The organism is Flavobacterium hydatis (assembly GCF_000737695.1).
Taxonomy (GTDB): domain Bacteria; phylum Bacteroidota; class Bacteroidia; order Flavobacteriales; family Flavobacteriaceae; genus Flavobacterium; species Flavobacterium hydatis.
Genome location: NZ_JPRM01000004.1, coordinates 40,783 through 57,820 on the forward strand (window position 1 = coordinate 40,783; position 17,038 = coordinate 57,820).

Here is a 17,038-nt window from a genome sequence, read left to right on the forward strand (position 1 = left end):
TATTTTTATTTAAGTATCGTTTGTTTTCTGTCTGGACCTACAGAAACAATCTTGATAGGCACTTCAACTTCTTTCTCGATAAACTCGATATATTCTTTTAATTCAACTGGTAGTTGATCATAAGTTGTCATTCCAGTTAAATCAGCTTGCCATCCCTTAAACTCTTTGTAAACAGGAGTTACATTTTCTGGCTCGATATTATAAGGGAAATGAGAAATGTTTTGTCCTTTGTAATTGTACTCTGTACACACTTTTAAAGTTTCGAATCCAGAAAGTACATCACCTTTCATCATCATTAATTGTGTAACACCGTTTACTTGAACAGCATATTTTAAAGCAACTAAGTCTAACCATCCACAACGTCTTTGTCTTCCTGTAACAGATCCAAATTCGTTTCCGATTTTTGCCATAGTAGCTCCAACTTCGTCAAAAAGTTCAGTTGGGAAAGGACCACTTCCTACACGAGTTACATAAGCTTTAAAAATTCCGTAAACTTCTTTAATTTTGTTTGGCGCAATTCCTAAACCAGTACAAGCTCCAGCAGCAGTAGTATTAGATGAAGTTACGAAAGGATAAGTTCCAAAATCAACATCTAATAAAGATCCCTGAGCACCTTCGCATAAAATAGATTTACCAGCTTTTTGAGCTTGGTACATATATTCTTCACTATCAATAAAATCTAATTTTTTTAATTCTTCGATAGCTTCAAAGAATTCTTTTTCAAGTTCTGCTAAGTTGTATTGAATAGCAACATCATAAAAAGCAATCATAGCTTCATGTTTGTCTGCCAATGCTCTGTAACGCTCTTTGAAATCTTCTAATTCGATATCACCAACACGTAAACCGTTTCTACCAGTTTTATCCATATAAGTTGGACCAATTCCTTTTAATGTAGAACCAATTTTTGCTTTTCCTTTTGAAGCTTCAGAAGCTGCATCAAGTAAACGGTGCGTTGGTAAAATTAAGTGTGCTTTTCTAGATATAATTAATTTGCTTTTGATGTCTAAATTAAATTTCTCTAAACCTTCAATTTCTTTTTGGAAAACTACAGGATCAATTACAACTCCATTACCAATAATATTAATTGACTTTTCGTGAAAAATTCCAGATGGAATAGTTCTTAAAACATGTTTTATTCCGTCGAATTCTAAAGTATGTCCTGCATTTGGTCCACCTTGAAAACGAGCAATAATGTCATAATTCGAGGTAAGAACGTCTACAATTTTTCCTTTACCTTCATCTCCCCATTGTAATCCTAGTAATAAATCTACGGTCATTCTATTTTTAATTTTGTTGTCGAGGCAGTTTTACCGCCTGCACAGATTAATCAGTTATCTATTTATTTAAATATTTTCGAGAACAATCTTTTTAGTGATTGTCTATTTTTGTTTTTTGTTTCCGTAAAAATATAAGGAATGATTCGTTATTTCGATATCAAATATTTCTTCGATTGTTTTTTTTATGGTCTGAATTCTAGGATCGCAAAATTCGATTACCTCACCAGAATCAGTCATAATAATATGATCGTGTTGCTTATCAAAATACGATTTTTCGTAGTAGGCTTGATTTTGCCCAAATTGATGTTTACGAACTAAAGCACAATCTAATAATAATTCGATTGTATTATATAAAGTAGCTCTACTTACACGATAATTTTTGTTTTTCATTTTGATATACAAGTTTTCAATATCAAAATGTTCTTCACTATCATATATTTCCTGAAGAATAGCATAACGCTCAGGAGTTTTACGATGCCCTTTTTGTTCAAGATATAATGTAAAAACATTTTTTACAATTTCTTGATTTTTGTTGTTGTCAGTTGAAATGAGTGTCATATCCTGCAAAGATAATTTATTATTTTAAATGAATAAAAGTTTCCTGTTTAAAGTTTCACATTCAAATGTTTAATAGTGAAAATTCAGACACTTATGTTCTATATTCTCTCGTTACTTTATCTACACCATCAATTTTTTTGATATTGTTAATCATTTTCTTAAGAATAGAATTGTTTCGTACAATTACGGCAATCTGACCATGAAAAATCCCTGCATCGGTACTCAAAGAGATACTCTGGATGTTTACATTCATATTATTAGAGATTACTTTGGTCAATTGGTTGGTAAGCCCTAAGACGTCCATTCCGGTGATGTTGATAATGGCTTTAAATTCTTCTTGAGATGAATCAATCCATTTAGCAGTCATGATACGATACGCATAGTTAGATTGCATTCCAATGGCATTAGGGCAATCTTTTTTATGGACTTTTATACCTTCGTTTATCGTTACAAAACCAAATACATCATCGCCAGGAATTGGGTTACAACAAGGAGATAATTTGTAATCTAGTTTGTCATGCTCCGTTCCAAAAACCAACATATCATAATTACTGCTAATTTCAGGTTTATGAATATCAGTATCGGCTGTATTGGTATTATTACGTTTTATTTTGTTTTTGAAGAAATTAATAAACGTATTACCTTTTTGAGCAGCATAATCTTTTAATTGCTGATTTTCGATTGCACCAACACCAACTCTATAAAATAAATCTAAACTTGTTTTAAGTTTAAAGAAATTAACGAGCTCGTTTATAACTTGTTCGCTAATCGTAATTTTTAAGTGTTTAAGCTTACGAGTAAGTAATTCTTTTCCTTCTTCAGCAATCTTTTTGGTGTTCTCGTTTAGAACATTCTTGATTTTATTTTTAGCTCGGGATGTGGTAACATAATCCAACCAGTTTACAGTTGGTTTTTGGTTTTGAGAAGTAATAACTTCTACCTGATCACCACTTTTTAATTCGTAGTTAAGAGGAACTAACCTTCCGTTAACACGAGTTCCACGAGTTTTTATTCCTATTTCGGAGTGAATACTAAAAGCAAAATCTAATGAAGTTGCTCCTTTGGGTAAAGATTTAATTTCTCCTTTTGGGGTAAATACAAAGATTTCTTTTGAATATAAATTCATTTTAAAATCTTCAACAAAATCTACCGCATTGGTTTCAGAATTCTCTAAAGCTTCGCGAAGTAAGTTCAGCCAAACATCAAGACCGCTTTCTTCTGTAGCTCCGTTTTTATATTTGTAATGTGCTGCATATCCTTTTTCAGCGATTTCATCCATACGTTCGCTTCGAACTTGTACTTCGACCCAACGCCCTTTTGGTCCCATAACTGTTATGTGCAAGGCTTCATATCCAGTAGATTTTGGTGACGAAATCCAGTCACGTAATCGGCTAGGGCTTGGTCTATAATGGTCGGTTACGATAGAATATATTTTCCATGCCAGAAATTTCTCGTCATGAGGATTGGATTTATAGACAATTCGAAGTGCAAACTTGTCATAAACTTCGTCGAAGCTTACGTTTTGAGCGCGCATTTTTCTTCGGATGGAATAAATAGATTTCGGACGACCTTTTATGATATAGTCAATTCCTTCTTCATCCATAGATTTTTTAAGAACATCTGAAATGTCTTTGATATAAGCATCTTGCTCTTCTTTTGTTTCGCGAATTTTGCTTACGATATCATTATAAACTTCTGGTTCAGTATATTTTAATCCTAAATCTTCAAGTTTAGTTTTGATGTTATATAATCCCAATCTATGAGCAAGTGGGGCATAAATGTATAAAGTCTCAGATGCTATTTTGGTTTGTTTGTATTCAGCCATCGAATCCATAGTTTGCATATTATGCAAACGGTCGGCTAATTTTATCAAAATAACACGGACATCATCATTTAGGGTAAGAATCATTTTACGGAAATTTTCCGCTTGCATCGATGCATTTAAATCCCTTTGAACCATCGATATTTTTGTTAATCCCTCTACAAGTTGTGCTACTTTGGGATTAAATAAACGCTCGATATCCTGAACAGTTAGTGGAGTATCCTCGACAACATCATGCAATAAGGCAGCAGCAATTGAGGTGGCTCCCAAACCAATTTCGGAAGCTACAATTTTTGCAACAGCAATAGGATGAAAGATATACGCCTCACCTGATTTTCGTCGTTGTTCTTTATGAGCATCAACAGCAACATCAAAAGCTTTCCGTATTAGTTTTTTATCTGTAGGACTTAAAGTCTGGTAACTAATTCGAAGTAATTCTTTGTATTCCTGTGCAATTGCTTTATTCTCTTTTTCAATATCTATCTCTATCATAGTTCGCCTGGTTCAATTCCCTAAAAATAAGAATAAGTTTCAATATACACAAGGGAATGAAGTGTTGATTTTAGATTTTAGATTAAAAATCTAGGTATAATAAATGAAGCGGAGTAACGATTCTTTTTTATAAAAAAGTTTCGACTCCGCTTCATTTAACATTATGGTAAAATTATATTAGTTTTTATAAATTGTATTCATAAATGTTTAAAAATCAGACTAAATTTTAGTGAAATCTAAGTCTTGAAAATCGTAACTAAAATCAGTTAATTCAGAGATTGCCTGCATCTTTAAATTAGAAGCTTTCCCATTAGAATCGTATTTGAAGAACAAATGAGCATCTGCATGAAAATAAGCATTATCCCATTTTACCACATAATTTCCATCTTTATAAAAGAATACTTCACCAGCCAATTGTGGAGAACGTTTTGACGCAAAATATACTTTTCCTTTTTTCTCTGTAATGGTAATTTCTCCAAACCAATTGTCTTTATAAGTTCCTGTAATTTTAGTGAAATCAGTTTTTAGTTTATCCTTTTTGTTTTTTGCAACAGTTGCCCAAACTTCATCGGTTACTTTGTCTGCAGTTTCTTCGTTGGCTTTTATTTTGCTGCTGTATAATGCAACATAATCTTCAGATTTAATACCTAAATAACTGTCTTTTATTGTATTGGTAATTGCAGTAAATGCAGCTCCAGATTGCTGATTTGTTAAGACAATAATTCCTAATTGTAGTTCAGGAATTAAAGTAACTTGAGTTACAATTCCTTCTAATCCGCCAGTATGAGTAACTTGTTTATATCCTTTTACATCACTTAGGAACCAGCCTAAGCCATACCCGCTAAAATGGGTGTTATATGGAGGTCTTGTTCTTGCAGGGATAATAGTTTGCAATTGCCACATTTCGTCATGCTCTTTTTCTGAAAACAATTGTGTGTTGTCAGGACCGTATTTACCGTTATTCATTTGCATAATTGCCCATTTGCTCAAGTCATTTACACTTGAATAAATTCCTGCTGCAGCATCAAAAAGTTGGTTTTTATATCTCTTTATAACTTTTAGTTTACCATCAATAGGAACGTGAGGAGCAATAATATTTGTAGAATCTTTTAAACGTAAAAATGAAGCAGCACTATGATTCATTTCTAATGGTTTCATGATGCGTTCTTCGACAAAATCACACCAGCTTTTTCCGCTAACTACGTGTACGATTTCACCAGCAACGATATACAATAAATTGTCATAATCGTATTTGGTTCTGAAGTCCGAAACAGGTTTTAAGTATAGTAAGTTTTGAGTGATATCTTGTGCAGTAAAGTCACTTCCGTCAGGCCAAATCATTAAATCTCCAGCACCAAGACCAAGACCGCTGCGGTGAGTTAGTAAATCACGAATCGTAAACTCTTGTGTAACATATTCGTTATACATCTTAAAATTAGGAAGGTATTTTACAACTTTATCATCCCATTTTATCTTTCCTTCATCAACTAACATTGCCAAGGCAGCACTTGTAAATGCCTTACTGTTAGATGCAATTCCGAATAACGTATTTGCGTCTACTTTTTCTTTAGTTAAGATAGATTTTACACCATAACCTTGTGCCTGAACGATTTTTCCATCTTTAATAATGGCAACAGCAATTCCGGGAACATTAAAAGTTTTTAAAGTGTTTTCTACCAAGGCATCAACCTCTTTATTGGTGATTTGTGCAGAAACCGAGAAACCGAATAATAGTGCTAAAAGTGATAATTTATAATTCATACTTTAAAATTTATAATTGATTAAAACCTCGTTGTCTTTTTGCTTCAAAAATTAATATGGCTGCTGCAACAGATACATTCATGCTATCTATTTCGCCTTCCATCGGGATGATGATATTTTGTGTAGCTGCATCTCTCCATTCTTGTGTTAATCCTGTGGCTTCGGTACCAACAACCAAAGCGGTTGGAGTTGTGAAATCCTGAGTGTGATATGAAGTTGAATTTTGTAATGTAGCGCAGTAAAAATTGATTTTATTTTCTTTTAAAAATGCAATAATTTCAGAAGTTGTTCCTGTAGCAATCTGGTTAGTAAATAAGCAACCTACGCTTGAGCGAACAATATTTGGATTGTATAAATCACTTTTTGGATTGGCAATAATTACAGCATTCAAATTAGCTGCATCTGCAGTACGCAATAAAGCACCAATATTTCCTGGTTTTTCAGGAGCTTCAGCAACAAGAATTAACGGATTATCAGATAGTTTCAAATCAGATAATTGTAACGATTTGGTTTTGGCTATAGCCAAAATACCTTCGGTCGTATCTCGATAAGCTAGTTTTTGATAAACTTCTTTATTGATTTCGATTAAGTCAACTTGTTTACCAGTTAGTTTATTGATTTCGTTTTCAGAAATTAATTCGGGTAAAAACAAAATAGTTTCTATTTCATAACCGCCTTTTATAGCCAATGAAATCTCGCGTTTTCCTTCTATTAAAAACGTTCCGGTTTGTTTGCGTGCTTTTGCTTTTTCTTGCAATAACACTAATGATTTTATAAATGGGTTTTGTATCGAAGTAATTTGTTTCAAGGGAAAAAGTGCTGAGTTTGTAAGTGGCTAAGGTAATAAGATTTTTTAAATTTTAAATTCAATACTATTTTTTCAAAATCACTACAATTTATTAATTAGAGTTAGCACACATTTATAATGGGGATTTCTTTATTTTTGTCAGAATTGTAGATTTTATTTCATTTTAAAAACATATAAATGTTTAGCTTATTAGATATCATTGGGACAATGGCATTTGCTATGTCTGGCGCGTTGACGGCAATGAACAAAAGATTGGATCCGTTTGGGGTTTTTATAATTGCCTTTGTAACTGCGGTAGGTGGGGGAACGGTGCGTGATGTCTTAATTGGTAGAACGCCTGTGGGATGGATGCTTGATTTAAAGTATGTGTATGTTATTATCCTAGGATTTATTTTATCTGTTATTTTTAGAAAAAAGTTTGATAAACTAAGAACTTCGTTGTTTTTGTTTGATACTATTGGCTTAGGTGTTTTTACTTTAATAGGTCTAGAAAGAGGAATAATTACTGGTTTGCATCCTATAATTTGTATCGCATTAGGAACCATGACAGCTTGTTTTGGAGGTGTGACTAGAGATATTTTATGTAATGAAATTCCGGTAATTTTCAGAAGAGAAATTTATGCTACAATTTGTATTCTAGGTGGAATTGTTTTTTTTGCATTAAAAAAATTAAATCTCAATGATGATATCTTATATCTTGTAACTTGTGTAGTTATTATTTTAGTTCGATTAATGGCAGTAAAATACAAATGGTATTTACCAGCTTTAGAACACAAACGCTAAATGATTTCTTTAATGATTTCTAATAATAAATTGTGAAAAACTATACTGTAAAATTATATCAGGAAACAGATTATGAAAAGTGGAATGACTTTATAGGTCAAGCCAAAAATGCTACTTTCTTGTTTCATCGTGATTTTATGGAATATCATAAAGACAGATTTGAAGATTTCTCTTTATTGATTTATGAAAATGAAAAATTAGTTTCAGTTTTACCTGCAAATAGAGTCAATGATATTGTTTATTCTCATCAAGGATTGACTTATGGAGGTTTGGTTTATGGTGAAAACACGAAATTGGTTTCGATCATTGAAATTTTTAAGAGGATTTTGATTTTTTTTAAAGAGAATGTTATTACAAAATTACATCTAAAGACTCTTCCATCTATTTATCATTTAAAACCTGCAGAAGAAATTCAATATGCTTTATTTTTAGCTGAAGCTAAATTGGTTCGTCGGGATTCGCTTTCTGTTTTAGATTTATCTCAAGAAAATAAAATATCTAAAATTAGGAAAAGAGGTATTCAAAAAGCTTTATCTAATGAATTAATAATTAAAGAAGAAGATTATTTAGAAGGATTTTGGAATGAAATTCTGATTCCTAATTTAGATAAAAAACATAACACAAATCCAGTTCATACTTTAGAAGAGATAAATTATCTAAAAAGTATTTTTCCAGATAGTATTCGTCATTTTAATGTATATCATAATGATAAAATTGTAGCTGGAACCACAGTTTTTGAAAGTAAAAATGTAGCACATTGCCAGTATATTTCTAAGAATGAAAATCAAGGTAATCTAGGAAGCTTAGATTTTTTATTTGAGTTTTTGATAAAAGAAGCTTTCGTTGAAAAGCATTTTTTTGATTTTGGAATATCCAATGAAAATCAAGGAAAAAAACTGAATGAAGGATTATCATATTGGAAAGAAAGTTTTGGTGCCAGTACAATTGTTCACGATTTTTACGAAGTAGAAACAATAAATAGTAGTTTATTAAACAACACTTTGCTATGATTTCTTTTTTAGATTTAAAGAAAATAAACGAGCCATACAAAAAGGCATTTCAAGAAAAAATGAATGCAGTTTTGGACAATGGTTGGTATATTTTAGGAAAAGAAGTCAAAGCGTTCGAGGCATCATTCGCATCGTATTGTGGTGCAAAATATTGTATTGGAGTAGGGAATGGTCTAGATGCTTTAACACTAATTTTTAAAGGTTATATTCAGTTAGGGAAATTACAAAAAGGAGATGAAGTTATTGTTCCTGCAAATACATATATAGCCAGTATTCTAGCTGTTTTACAAGCGGATTTAGTTCCCGTTTTAGTGGAACCAAAGTTAGAAACATATAATCTTAATCCAGATTTAATTCAGAAAAAAATTACACCAAAAACTAAAGCAATTTTAGTAGTTCATCTATATGGACAATTGGCAGAAATGGATTCAATAAATGAGGTTGCAAACCAAAACAATCTTTTGGTAGTTGAAGATGCTGCACAATCACACGGCGCTTTTTTAGTCAAAAGTCAAGAGTCAAAAATCAAGAGCAGCAATACACAAGGGTATAGTTTTTATCCAGGGAAAAATCTAGGAGCTTTGGGAGATGGTGGAGCAATTACAACGAATGATCCAGAGTTGGCTAAGATTCTATTTTCGCTTCGAAATTATGGATCAGAAACAAAATATTATAATGATTTTGTTGGTGTAAATTCGAGATTAGATGAATTACAAGCTGCATTTCTGAATGTGAAATTACCAAATTTAGATGCTGAAAATGAGCAACGAAGAACTATTGCAAAGAGATATTTAGCTGAGATAAAAAACGAGAAAATAATACTACCTTTTTGGGATTTTTCAGAGAATCATGTATTCCATTTGTTTGTTATTCGAACTCAAAATAGGGATGATTTACAATCTTATTTATTAGAGAATGGTATCCAAACCATGATTCATTATCCAGTTCCTCCACATAAGCAAAAGGCATTCCCGCAATGGAATAATTTGTCTTTTCCTATTACTGAAAAAATACATAATGAGGTTTTAAGTTTGCCAATAAGTCCAGTTTTGACGGATGAAGAAGTTAGTTATATAGTTGATATTTTAAACCAATATTAAATGGATTTTGCAAAAAGGCATGAACTTAAATTAAGTATTAAACGATATGTACCAGAAAAAATCTGGCTTTCATTTTTTAAAATATATGAATCATTAAAACTTAGATACATCTATAAAGGATATTTAATAAAAAAAGCACCTGATAGACATAGAAAAGCACTTGAAATTGTTAGAAAAAAAGAAAAAATAAGAGTCGCTTTCTTTTTGACGCATGAATCAGTATGGAAATATGATATGCTTTTTAATTTAATGTTGGAGCATCCAAGATTCGAACCAGAAATATTTGTTTGTCCAATTGTTAATTATGGTGTGGAAAATATGCTTTTTGAAATGAACAAATCGTTTAAATCATTTAAAAATAAAGGATATAAAGTTATCAAAACATATGATAATGAAACAGGAAAGTATTTAGATATAAAAAAAAGTTTTTCACCTGATATAGTATTCTACACTAGTCCTTATAAAGGGATACAAGATTACAGATACTATATAAATCAATTTTCAAACACCTTAACATGTTATGTACCTTATAGTATCCCAACGGTTAATTATGAGTTTACCTATAATTTAGATTTTCACAATCTAGTTTGGAAAATTTTTTCGGAAACAGAGATTCATCAAAAAATGGCGTCCAAAGAGCAAAGAAATAAAGGGATTAATAGAATTGTAACAGGTTATCCAGCATTTGATCCGCTTTTAATTAATAAAAAGCCAAAGGAGGTTTGGAAAAATAAAAATCCAATTTTAAAAAAAGTTATATGGACTCCACATCATTTAATGAACGAATTAAGCAAAGTCTCTAATTTTTTAGAGTATCATGATTTCTTTTTAGAATTAGCCATTAATTATAAGGATAAATTACAAATTGCATTCAATCCGCATCCTTTACTAAGGGTTAAATTAGAAAACGACCCAAATTGGGGCAAAGAAAAAACCGATTGTTACTTTAATAAATGGATAAATCTTGAAAATGGTCAGTTTGGAGATGGTTATTACATCGATCTTTTTTTAACTTCAGATGCACTTATTCATGACAGTGGCTCTTTTATGGCAGAATACCTTATTACAGGAAAACCATCGCTTTTCATGATTAGAGATGAATCGGTTATGGACTATTGGAATGCTTTTGGAGAAAAAGCAATCGGAGCACATTATCAATCTAGAAATAAAGAGCAGGTTATAGATTTTATTGAAAATGTTGTCCTGAATGAAAATGATTGTATGAAAGAGAAGCGTAATGACTTTGTGCAAAATAATCTGATTACAGAAAACAAACAAACTGCTTCCCGAAATATTTTGGATTATTTAGAGAATCAAATCTTTAAATGATTTTGATTGTTTTTTAAGTTTAAAATTTTATTTATAATTAGTAAAGAGTATAATGATATTTTGATTGAACACAAATTATATACAAATAAATTAAACATTTAATAAATGCACAAGATCTCTTTAAAAGCAATAGCTACTAGAGGAATTATTTGGTCTGCTGTAGATAAATTTGCTGCTCAGTTCGGCCAATTTGTTGTAGGTGTAATACTTGCACGCATTTTATTGCCTGAGGATTTTGGTTTAATAGGGGTGTTAACTATTTTTATAGCGCTATCACAGACTTTTATCGAAAGTGGATTAGGAGTAGCTTTAATTCAACGACAAAATAGATCTAAAGTTGATTTTTCAACTCTATTTGTATTCAATTTAGTTATAAGCAGTCTTTTTTATTTGGTATTATTTTTCTCAGCACCTTTTATATCTTCTTTTTTTAAGCAACCTCAATTAATTGATTTGACAAGAATCTTAGGATTGGTTTTGTTTTTAAATGCTTTTGCAATAGTTCAACGAACTAAACTGACAATTGAGATTGATTTCAAATCCATTGCAAAAAGTAATGTTATTGGAATTATTGCTGGCGGATTGTGTGGAGTAGTAGCTGCAATGAATGGATATGGAGTTTGGTCATTAGTTATTCAGATGCTCATTGGAGCTTTTAGCTCATCTTTATCTTTTTGGTTTTTAAGTAATTGGGTGCCTTCTGTTACTTTTTCAAAAACGGCATTTAAATCTTTATTTGGTTATGGATCAAAATTATTAATAGCTGGTTTGTATGCTCAAGTTCTTAGTAATATATATAATATTTGTTTAGGTAAGTTTTATCCAATTACTTCACTAGGCTATTATACAAGAGCAAAGAATTTTGCCGATTTATCAGCTGGAACTATAGTCAGCATTTTGCAACAAGCCACTTTTCCGGTTCTTGCATCATTACAAAATGATAAAGAGAAACTAGTTTCTGTTTACAGCCGTATGATTCGAATGTCTGCTTTTTTTATTATTCCTTTAATGACCCTGATTGCTTTGTTGGCAAAACCAATTGTTATATTATTACTTACAGAAAAATGGATCTCTTTAATTCCACTTTTGCAATGGATGGTTTTTGCTCGTATTTTTTTTCCTATGAGTTCGCTTAACATGAATTTATTAAATGCGATTGGTCGCTCAGATTTATTTTTGAAAGTTGATCTGTCTAAATTACCTTTAACCATCATAGCAATGATAATTACAATTCCATTGGGCGTAAAATCAATTATTATTGGTCATGTTATTACATCAGCAATATCATTCATAATAAATGCATATTTGCCAGGTAAGTTTTATGGTTATGGGGCAGTACAACAATTAAAGGACATGCTACCCATTTTTGCAGCAACAACAGGAATGGCAGTCTTAGTATTTGCGATATCTTACTTTATAGATAATTTAATATTTCAGTTATTTTTAGGAGGTGCTTTTGGCGTTTTAGCGTATTTATTCATTTGCTGGATATTAAAACTAGAAGAGCTAAAAGAAGTTTTTAAATTATTTTTGAGTTTAAAAAAAGATAATACTTTAAAAATTTAATATGTTATAATAGTTATGTATTCGTTGGTTATAATTTATAAAATTATTTTTATAACATAAGTAAGCATAGAATTTCTAATAAAAAATAAGAATCAAATACTATGTTAATGAAATGTGTTTCTTTTGATTTTGTAATTTGAAGTGTTTATTTCAGGAAAGATTATTTTAATTTTTTGCTGAATATAATAATGTAAAAAATATGAAAATTCTTTTATTAGGTGAATATAGTGCTCTTCATAATACATTGGCAGAAGGGCTAAGGATATTAGGGCATGATGTTACGGTAGCTTCTGATGGATGTAAATGGATGGGAAATGATAGAGATATTGATTTGTTTCGTCCTGGATATGATTTTTTCAACTCAGTAAAATACTTGAGAAGAGTACAAAATATCTTCAGAAAATTTATAGATTATGATGTCGTACAGATTAATAATCCCTCATTTTTGGATTTAAAGATTAAAAGAAACCTTCATTTTTACAGGTTTTTATTAAAAAATAATGCCAAAGTTTTTTTAGGTGCATTTGGAACGGATTATTTTTGGGAGAAGTTATGTGTAGAAAATAAAACACTTAGATATACTGATTTATTTATTGGAGAAAAACCTCTTGATATATATAAATGTGAATGGTTTGGAAATCAATTTCAAGATGCAAATGTCGAAGTTGCAGAAACCTGTAATGGTGTAATTTCTTGTTTGTATGAATATTATAAAGCATACGAACCTTACTATAAAAATAAATTAGAATATATTCCCCTGCCTATTAATACTGACTTGCTTCAGTATAAACAAAAAGGAATTCAAAGGGATAAAATCAAAATTTTTGTTGGTATTCAAAAGTTTAAAACGAAATTGAAAGGCACTGATTTATTTCTTGAAGAAGTGATGGAAATTCAGCAAGCTTATCCGAAAGAGGTTGTGGTAAATAAAGTCACTTCCTTACCTTGGATGGAGTATGTGAAAATTATGTCAGAATCAGACGTTTTATTAGATCAGCTTTATTCATACACTCCTGGTATGAATGGTTTGATTGGTATGGCGCAAGGTTTGGTTTTAGTAGGGGGAGGAGAACCAGAAATGTATGAATTGTTAAATGAAAATAATAATCGTCCGATTGTAAATGTATTTCCTTCGAAAGAGGATATTTACAACAAATTGGAAAAACTAATAGAGAATAAAAAGGTTATTCCTGAAATTTCAAGTAATAGTAGAAGTTTTGTAGAACAGCATCATAATTATATACAAGTGGCTCAACAATATGTTGATTTTTGGAATAGTAAATAGTAATTTATTCTCCAAAAAAAGTATTAGAAATGCAGAATAATTATAATGTACAGTATTTTTATAATCAATAAATTTCTGTTTTTTACTGTAATTCTGCTTTGTTTTATTTTTAAAATAACATCTATATTTGTAAGTATATAATTAAAAATGATAAAGATTTTTCTGGAAAATGACATTGAGATTTTAATTTCTACAATGAATCAAAATTCATTGGATTTTTTGGTTCCAATGTTTCCGTTTACACATTTTTCTAATTTTTCAATCTTAATCATTAATCAGACTCAAAATGAGAAAATTCTAACTTCGAATTATTCTAAAGTAAGAGTTATAAATTCGTTTGAAAGAGGTTTGACAAAAAGTAGAAATTTAGCTCTTGATAATTCTATTGGAAAAATTCTTGTTATTGCTGATGATGATATTGTTTATCAGGAAGGCTTTATGGCTAAAATAGTGAATGCTTATCATAAGTTCCCTGAAGCAGCAGTAATAAATTTTTCAGTGATAAATTCAAATAAAGATTTAATTAAAAAATATCCTTCCACTTCTAAAGTTAATTTGAATATCTTCGATATACTGAATGTGAGCTCAATAGAAATGACATTAAACAAAGCTATTATTGATGCATCTAAAATTCGATTTGATGAAAATTTTGGTTTAGGAGAAATTTTTGAAATGGGAGAGGAAGCTGTTTTTCTATCTGATTTAAAAGAAATACATCAGCAGCTTGTTTTTGATTCGCAAATAATTGTAATGCATGAAAGTCAAACTTCTTCAGAAAAGAAAAATATAATTAATAAATATTATATTCAAGGTGCGCTATTCTCAAGAATATTTAAAAATAAATATATTTTTTGGATTTTTATCAAATTGTTTTTTGATCTAAAACAGAAAAAAATACAATTTAAAAATATTAAAATTGCTTTGAAAACTGCAAAAAGAGGACATGAAAAATTTGAAATAATAAGGTATGGAAATAAAAAATAGTGGAGTACAAATTATCCCAATTCCTAAAATAGAAGAACGAAGAGGAAATCTTTCAGTAATAGAAAATGATACTATTCCTTTTGATATTAAAAGGGTTTATTATCTATACGATGTCCCAAGTGGAGCAGAGCGTGGTGGGCATGCACATAAAAACCTGAAACAATTTTTGATTGCTTTAAGCGGTAGTTTTGATGTAGTTCTAAAAGATGGGAAAAAGGAACAAATTATTACCTTAAATAAGCCTTATGAAGGACTTTTGATTCATCAAGGGATTTGGAGAGAACTTCAAAATTTTTCTTCTGGATCGGTTTGTTTGGTAGTTGCTTCAGAGGTTTATATTGAAGATGATTATATTAGAGATTTTGAAGAATTTATGAGTTATACTATTGATAAATAGAAAAATTTATACCAATCTTTTTTAAAGAGCTTTTTAGTTTAAGAAATAAGCGTAAAGAAAAGGGAGGTAGATTTAATAGAGCACGAACCTTTAAGCTCATGTTTTGTTTATCAACATCTTTTATGTAAAAGTTCTTTTTAGTCGTAAAACCGAACATGTAATATCTTAAACCATATTCGATTCGGTATAAATCTAAAAAACGTTTAAGAGAAGAATTTTGTTGTTCGAATATTTCAAACTGTTGAAAATCCATTAATTTCATAGTATTAATGTTGTTTTTTGATAAACTATTAGGGATGTCGTAATTATAAATAGCTGTAATTTCATTACTAATTGCCACATCGTGATGAATACCTATTTTGGTCCATAATTCTAAATCCTGACCATTTGTAACTCCAGGTGTAAAACCTCTAAATTTTTCTAAGATTTCTTTTGGAATTGCTAAGCTAGAAGTCCATGTAATTCGAAATGGAATATTCGAATAAAAGTAATTTTCAACAATTCCCGAGAACGAATTTTCGACTCCATTGTGATAAGGAATTAGAAAATGCTTTGATATTGTTTTTATTTTATGGCGAGAACAATAAATACCACAATCAGAGAAATCGTTATATAGATTAAATAGTATTTCTAGATGATTTGGATACCAATAATCATCTGCATCCAGAAAAGCAATTAATTTCCCATTAGATTTTTCGATTCCTAAATTTCTGGCAACCGAAACACCTTGGTTTTTCTGAGAGTATAGATGTATTCGGGAATCATTTAGGTTAAGAACCTTAATTTCGCTATCATCTATAGAACCATCATTAACTACAATAATTTCATAATCCGTAAAGGTTTGGTCGAAAACATTCTTTAAAGTTTTTTCAATGTAATTTGATGCATTGTATAGAGGTATAATAATAGAAAAAAATGTCATATTTTTTATTTTTTCAAAGTGAAATAATAGCCCAAGCGATATAAATCAAAAACGAAAAGTGACGGATTATCACTCAATAAATTTTTACTTATGGATGATTTAAAATATGAAAATAACTTTCCGAAAAAGCCAGAAAGTTTATACTTTTCTAGTATTCTATAATAATGTGAAAGTTTGACATATTCTACATTGATAAGTTTTTTGTCGACTAGATATTTTAATCCAATAACCGATTCTTCAGATTTTTTAAGGAAAGTTTCACTACTTTCAATTCCTAAGTGATATACAGGATTTTCAATATGAATTACTTGAATGTTATTTTGTTTTAATTCATAAGAGAATAAAGTATCTTCATGTCGTAAATTTGGAATTTCTTCATTAAAATGTACTTTCTTAAAGATTGATTTTGAAATTAAAAAGTTCAATGTTAATAAAGAAAGATATGGATTTTCTTGTCTTTTTTCGACAGATAAAGCTTCTCTAGATTTACCGTAAATCCATCTTAGAATTTCAGATTTTATAGGTTTCTCTTTTTGATATTGAATTCCGCCGTAAATAACTTTTTCTATGTTATTTATATGAAGGATATAATTAGAAATAAAATCAGAATGAATTGGTAACGTATCAGCATCCAGAAAAAGTAGGTTTTCAAAATGAGCTTTCTGAGCCAACAAATTTCGAATGGCACTACGTCCTATATTATGCTCTAAAATAGTATAAGAATTGTTCTTTAAGTAGTTTATTTGGTTGTTTTCAGTTAAGTGCAGATTTGAAGCATCATCCAAACAAATAATTTCAAATTCTATTCCAGATTCCAAGCATTGTTCATGTAGCTCAATGACAAGAGAATAAATGTTATAATTATATACAGGAATAAGAATAGAAAGCATTAATTGTCGTTTTTTAGAATATATTTGTAAAGAAAATACTTTTTATTAAAAAAA

At 30.1% G+C, this 17,038-nt stretch carries 15 protein-coding genes; 8 read left to right on the forward strand and 7 right to left on the reverse strand.

All coding sequences use genetic code 11. The annotated features are described in order from the left end of the window. Positions 1-5 precede the first annotated feature (5 nt). From IW20_RS03660 to IW20_RS03680, 5 genes are all read right to left on the reverse strand, one after another. Positions 6-1,277: an adenylosuccinate synthase gene (locus IW20_RS03660; RefSeq protein ID WP_035618960.1), complete on the reverse strand. Its 1,272-nt coding sequence runs from the start codon at positions 1,275-1,277 to the stop codon at positions 6-8. Between the two features lie 102 nt (positions 1,278-1,379). Further along, positions 1,380-1,835 carry a Fur family transcriptional regulator gene (locus IW20_RS03665; protein WP_035618963.1) on the reverse strand — a complete coding sequence of 152 codons (456 nt, stop codon included), beginning with the start codon at positions 1,833-1,835 and terminating at the stop codon, positions 1,380-1,382. A 91-nt stretch (positions 1,836-1,926) separates the two neighbouring features. After that, complete coding sequence (locus tag IW20_RS03670) at positions 1,927-4,149, reverse strand: RelA/SpoT family protein (protein WP_035618968.1); 2,223 nt, start codon at positions 4,147-4,149, stop codon at positions 1,927-1,929. A 219-nt stretch (positions 4,150-4,368) separates the two neighbouring features. Further along, a complete protein-coding gene (locus IW20_RS03675) occupies positions 4,369-5,910 on the reverse strand; it encodes a serine hydrolase (RefSeq protein ID WP_035618971.1) in 1,542 nt (513 codons plus the stop codon). 10 nt (positions 5,911-5,920) lie between these two features. After that, complete coding sequence (locus IW20_RS03680) at positions 5,921-6,718, reverse strand: TrmH family RNA methyltransferase (protein ID WP_035618974.1); 798 nt, start codon at positions 6,716-6,718, stop codon at positions 5,921-5,923. A 177-nt stretch (positions 6,719-6,895) separates the two neighbouring features. Between IW20_RS03680 and IW20_RS03685 the strand changes: the two genes are divergently transcribed. The 8 genes from IW20_RS03685 (at position 6,896) to IW20_RS03720 (ending at position 15,172) form a co-directional block, all read left to right on the forward strand. After that, the gene (locus tag IW20_RS03685; protein WP_035618977.1) at positions 6,896-7,501 is read left to right on the forward strand and encodes a trimeric intracellular cation channel family protein; all 606 of its coding nucleotides are present in this window, start codon (positions 6,896-6,898) and stop codon (positions 7,499-7,501) included. Positions 7,502-7,533: 32 nt separating this feature from the next. Beyond that, the gene (locus IW20_RS03690; protein WP_035618978.1) at positions 7,534-8,511 is read left to right on the forward strand and encodes a GNAT family N-acetyltransferase; all 978 of its coding nucleotides are present in this window, start codon (positions 7,534-7,536) and stop codon (positions 8,509-8,511) included. Continuing rightward, positions 8,508-9,611, forward strand: coding sequence for a DegT/DnrJ/EryC1/StrS family aminotransferase (locus IW20_RS03695; protein ID WP_035618980.1), 1,104 nt, complete (start codon positions 8,508-8,510; stop codon positions 9,609-9,611). The genes IW20_RS03690 and IW20_RS03695 overlap by 4 nt, the downstream gene beginning before the upstream one ends. Further along, positions 9,612-10,940: a CDP-glycerol--glycerophosphate glycerophosphotransferase gene (locus IW20_RS03700; RefSeq protein ID WP_035618982.1), complete on the forward strand. Its 1,329-nt coding sequence runs from the start codon at positions 9,612-9,614 to the stop codon at positions 10,938-10,940. A 105-nt stretch (positions 10,941-11,045) separates the two neighbouring features. Beyond that, a complete protein-coding gene (locus IW20_RS03705) occupies positions 11,046-12,506 on the forward strand; it encodes a lipopolysaccharide biosynthesis protein (RefSeq protein ID WP_035618985.1) in 1,461 nt (486 codons plus the stop codon). A gap of 199 nt (positions 12,507-12,705) precedes the next feature. Next, positions 12,706-13,791, forward strand: coding sequence for a glycosyltransferase (locus IW20_RS03710; RefSeq protein WP_035618987.1), 1,086 nt, complete (start codon positions 12,706-12,708; stop codon positions 13,789-13,791). Positions 13,792-13,938: 147 nt separating this feature from the next. Next, positions 13,939-14,775, forward strand: a complete 837-nt coding sequence (locus tag IW20_RS03715; RefSeq protein ID WP_051885533.1) for a glycosyltransferase family A protein — start codon at positions 13,939-13,941, stop codon at positions 14,773-14,775. Then, positions 14,759-15,172, forward strand: coding sequence for a sugar 3,4-ketoisomerase (locus tag IW20_RS03720; protein WP_035618990.1), 414 nt, complete (start codon positions 14,759-14,761; stop codon positions 15,170-15,172). The genes IW20_RS03715 and IW20_RS03720 overlap by 17 nt, the downstream gene beginning before the upstream one ends. Here the strand turns inward: IW20_RS03720 and IW20_RS03725 are convergent. Continuing rightward, a complete protein-coding gene (locus IW20_RS03725; protein WP_035618991.1) occupies positions 15,159-16,094 on the reverse strand; it encodes a glycosyltransferase family 2 protein in 936 nt (311 codons plus the stop codon). The genes IW20_RS03720 and IW20_RS03725 overlap by 14 nt on opposite strands. 5 nt (positions 16,095-16,099) lie before the next feature. Further along, a complete protein-coding gene (locus tag IW20_RS03730; RefSeq protein WP_035618994.1) occupies positions 16,100-16,984 on the reverse strand; it encodes a glycosyltransferase family 2 protein in 885 nt (294 codons plus the stop codon). Between the last annotated feature and the right edge of the window lie 54 nt (positions 16,985-17,038).